Origin of the sequence: Streptomyces sp. SID5785 (genome assembly GCF_009870065.1) — a bacterium.
Classification (GTDB): Bacteria; Actinomycetota; Actinomycetes; order Streptomycetales; family Streptomycetaceae; genus Streptomyces.
Map to the genome: position 1 here is coordinate 1 of NZ_WWIA01000469.1, position 4,212 is coordinate 4,212.

3 protein-coding genes and 1 pseudogene are annotated in these 4,212 nt (G+C 72.7%); 2 read left to right on the forward strand and 2 right to left on the reverse strand.

What is annotated here, in order from left to right:
* Positions 1 to 525 (reverse strand): GAF domain-containing protein (locus GTW43_RS15490; RefSeq protein WP_161302555.1); only part of this gene is annotated, 525 nt, incomplete at its 3' end.
* 152 nt (positions 526 to 677) lie between these two features.
* Between GTW43_RS15490 and GTW43_RS15495 the strand changes: the two genes are divergently transcribed.
* Positions 678 to 2,363 (forward strand): AMP-binding protein, encoded by a 1,686-nt coding sequence (locus GTW43_RS15495; RefSeq protein ID WP_161302553.1) that lies wholly within the window; start codon positions 678 to 680, stop codon positions 2,361 to 2,363.
* A gap of 59 nt (positions 2,364 to 2,422) precedes the next feature.
* Positions 2,423 to 3,994 (forward strand): AMP-binding protein, encoded by a 1,572-nt coding sequence (locus tag GTW43_RS15500; protein WP_161302557.1) that lies wholly within the window; start codon positions 2,423 to 2,425, stop codon positions 3,992 to 3,994.
* Between the two features lie 49 nt (positions 3,995 to 4,043).
* On the opposite strand, the pseudogene GTW43_RS15505 reads toward GTW43_RS15500, so the two are convergent.
* Positions 4,044 to 4,212 (reverse strand): annotated as a pseudogene (locus GTW43_RS15505) (GNAT family N-acetyltransferase); the annotation flags it as partial.

Genomic DNA, 4,212 nt, shown 5'->3' on the forward strand with positions numbered 1-4,212 from the left:
GATCCGCGGGGCGAGCGCCCGCAGCGCGCCGTGCGCCTCCCGGACCTCCTCCCAGGCGCCAGGGCCCTCCGCCGCAGGCACCGCCGCCGCGGCCAGCAGGGAGCGCGCCTCGTCCCGTACGACGAGGGCCTGCTCCACGTCGCGCGCCGCGGCCACCGCCGCGCCCAGGACGCGGTCGCCGAGCGGCTGGGCCGAGCGCAGCGCCCCGTACAGGACGCCGCGCACCCGGCGCTGCACCACGACCGGCACGGCGAGCACGGAGCGCAGGCCCTCCGCGGAGACAGCTCCGTCGTACTCGTGGCTGATGTGGCGCGAGCCCTGGTAGTCGGTGACCGCGCAGGCGCGCGCGAGGGTGAGCGCCTTGCCGCCCAGGCCGTTGCCCGCACTGACGCCGAGGCCGCGCAGCGCGTTCGTCGCGGCGCCGCTCAGCTCCGCGATCCGCACCTGCCCGGGACCCGCGACGAGCCCGCCGAACGCCACGGGCAGGCCCGTGCCGCGGCGCAGCCGCGCCAGCGCGGCGCGCATCTCGACCCCGTCGGCCCCTTCTGCGCCCACGTCACCCTCCCCGGCCCCGTCGGAGTTCCCCCCGTTCGGGGGTAGTGAGACCTGCGTCACGGACTACACGATGACAGGCACGGTCCGCAAGGGCGATGGACCAGCGATCGACAGGAGCGCACATGACGACGGCGAACGGGCCCACCGAGCAGTTCCGCGCGGCCCGCGACTTCCTGCTGCGGCACGCCGGGGACTACGAGCGGGCCCACGACGGCTTCGTGTGGCCCCGCCCGGACCGCTTCAACTGGGCCCTCGACTGGTTCGACGTCATCGCGGACGGCAACGACAGGACCGCCCTGCACATCGTCGAGGAGCACGGCGACGAGGCGCGCTTCTCCTTCGACACCCTGCGCCGCCGCTCGAACCAGGTCGCGAACTGGCTGCGCGGCCGGGGTGTCGGCGCGGGCGACCGCATCCTGCTGATGCTCGGCAACCAGGTCGAGCTGTGGGAGGTCATGCTCGCCGCGATGAAGCTGCGCGCCGTCGTCATCCCCGCGACCCCGCTGCTCGGCCCCGCCGACCTCACCGACCGGGTCGAGCGCGGCGGCGCCCGGCACGTCGTCGTACGCCCGGAGGACGTCGCCAAGTTCGAGGCGGTGCCGGGCCGCTACTCGCGGATCGTCGTCGGCTCCGCGCGCCCCGCCGAGGGCTGGCTCGCCTACGAGGACGCCGCCGGCGCCGAGGACACGTTCACCCCCGACGGCGAGACCCGCGCCGACGACACCCTCCTGCTGTACTTCACCTCCGGCACGACGGCCCGCCCCAAGCTCGTCGAGCACACCCACGTCTCGTACCCGGTCGGCCATCTCGCGACGATGTACTGGATCGGTCTGCGCCCCGGCGACGTGCACCTGAACATCTCCTCGCCCGGCTGGGCCAAGCACGCCTGGTCGAACTTCTTCGCGCCGTGGAACGCCGAGGCGACCGTCTTCCTGTACAACTACACGCGCTTCGACGCCGGCCGGCTGATGGCGGCGATGGACCGGGCCGCAGTGACCTCGTTCTGCGCGCCGCCCACCGTGTGGCGCATGCTGATCCAGGCCGACCTCGGCCAGCTGCGCACCCCGCCGCGCGAGGTCGTCGCCGCGGGCGAGCCGCTGAACCCCGAGGTCATCGAGCAGGTCAAGCGGGCCTGGAACATCACGATCCGGGACGGCTTCGGCCAGACCGAGACCGCCGTCCAGGTGTCCAACAGCCCCGGCCAGCTCCTCAAGACCGGCTCCATGGGCCGCCCCAGCCCCGGCTACCGGGTCGAGCTGCTCGACCCGGTCACCGGCGCGCCCGGTGCCGACGAGGGAGAGATCAGCCTCGATCTGTCCGACAACCCGGTCGGCCTCATGACGGGCTACCACGGCGACCCGGAGCGCACCGCCGAGGCGATGGCCGGCGGCTACTACCGCACCGGCGACATCGGCTCCCGCGACGCCGACGGCTACCTCACCTATGTGGGCCGCGCCGACGACGTCTTCAAGGCCAGCGACTACAAGATCAGCCCGTTCGAGCTGGAGAGCGCCCTGCTGGAGCACGAGGCGGTCGCCGAGGCGGCCGTCGTGCCCGCCCCCGACCCGCTCCGCCTCGCCGTCCCGAAGGCGTACGTGGTCCTCGCCGAGGGCTACGAGCCGGGCCCGGACACCGCGAAGCTGATCTTCGAGCACTCGCGGGCGGTCCTCGCCCCGTACAAGCGGCTGCGCCGCATCGAGTTCGGCGAACTGCCCAAGACCGTCTCCGGCAAGATCCGCCGGATCGAGCTGCGCGAGGCGACGGCCGCGGGGTCGTCCGCCGAGTACCGCGAGGAGGACTTCAGGTGACCGAGCCGTCCGCACACTCCGCGCACTCCGCGCCCAGCTACGCCCATGGCACCAGCGACATGCCGCTGCTCGGCGACACCATCGGCGCCAACCTCCAGCGTGCCGTCGGCGCCTTCCCGGACCGCGAGGCACTCGTGGACGTGCCGACCGGCCGCCGCTGGACGTACACCGAACTGGGCGCCGACGTGGAGCAGTTGGCCCGCGGGCTGCTCGCCCGCGGCGTCGCCAAGGGCGACCGCGTCGGCATCTGGGCCGTCAACTGCGCCGAGTGGGTCCTCGTCCAGTACGCGACCGCGCGCATCGGCGCGATCATGGTCAACATCAACCCGGCCTACCGCGCACACGAACTCGCCTACGTGCTGCGGCAGTCGGGGATCTCGGTGCTCGTCGCGTCGACCGGGCACAAGGGCACCGACTACCGGGACCTGGTGCGCTCGGTCGCGGACGAGTGCCCGGCGCTGCGCGAGCAGGTCTTCATCGGCGAGCACAGCTGGGACGCGCTGGTCGCGGCGGGCGACACGGTGGACCGGGACCGGCTCGCCGCGCGCGAGGCCGAGCTGTCCTGCGACGACCCGATCAACATCCAGTACACGTCCGGCACGACCGGCTTCCCCAAGGGCGCCACGCTCTCCCACCACAACATCCTGAACAACGGCTTCTGGGTGGGCGAGACGGTCGGCTACACGGAGCAGGACCGGGTGTGCCTGCCGGTGCCCTTCTACCACTGCTTCGGCATGGTCATGGGCAATCTGGGTGCGACCTCGCACGGCGCCTGCATCGTGATCCCCGCCCCGTCCTTCGAACCGGCCGCGACCCTGCGGGCCGTGCAGCAGGAGGCGTGCACGTCGCTGTACGGCGTGCCGACGATGTTCATCGCCGAACTGAACCTGCCGGACTTCGCCGCGTACGACCTGAGCAGCCTGCGCACCGGCATCATGGCGGGCTCCCCGTGCCCGGTCGAGGTGATGAAACGGGTCGTCGCCGAGATGCACATGGCCGAGGTGTCGATCTGCTACGGCATGACGGAGACGTCGCCGGTGTCGCTCCAGACGCGCCGCGACGACAACCTGGAGCGCCGCACCGGCACCGTCGGCCGCGTCCTGCCGCACATCGAGGTCAAGGTCGTCGACCCCGTCACCGGCGTCACCCTGCCCCGCGGCGAGGCGGGCGAGCTGTGCACCCGCGGCTACAGCGTGATGCTCGGCTACTGGGAGGAGCCGGAGAAGACGGCCGAGGCCGTCGACGCGGGCCGGTGGATGCACACCGGCGATCTCGCCGTGCTCCGCGAGGACGGCTACGCGCAGATCGTCGGCCGCATCAAGGACATGATCATCCGCGGCGGCGAGAACATCTACCCGCGCGAGGTCGAGGAGTTCCTCTACGGGCACCCGCGCATCGCCGACGTACAGGTCGTGGGCGTCCCCGACGAGAAGTACGGGGAGGAGGTCCTCGCCTGCGTCATCCTGCGCGACCCGGAGCAGGCGCTGACCCTCGACGAGCTGCGCGCGTACTGCAAGGACCGGCTGGCGCACTACAAGGTGCCGAGCCGGCTGCGGATCCTGGAGTCCTTCCCCATGACGGTCAGCGGCAAGGTCCGCAAGGTCGAACTGCGCGAGGGCTACGGGGAGTAGCGCCCGGGCCAGTCCCCCGGGGCTCGCCCGGATCCGGGCGGCGGGTCCGTCACAGCTCCCGCCGCATGCACACCCGGGGCCAGCGGTCGAGGCCGTGCGCCGCCTCGGCCGCCCGGATCCGGGCGAGGCCCGGGGTCACCTCGTCCTCCGCCAGGACGCGGAAGCCGAGCCGGGCGTAGTACGGGGCGTTCCACTCGACGTCCCGGAACGTGGTGAGG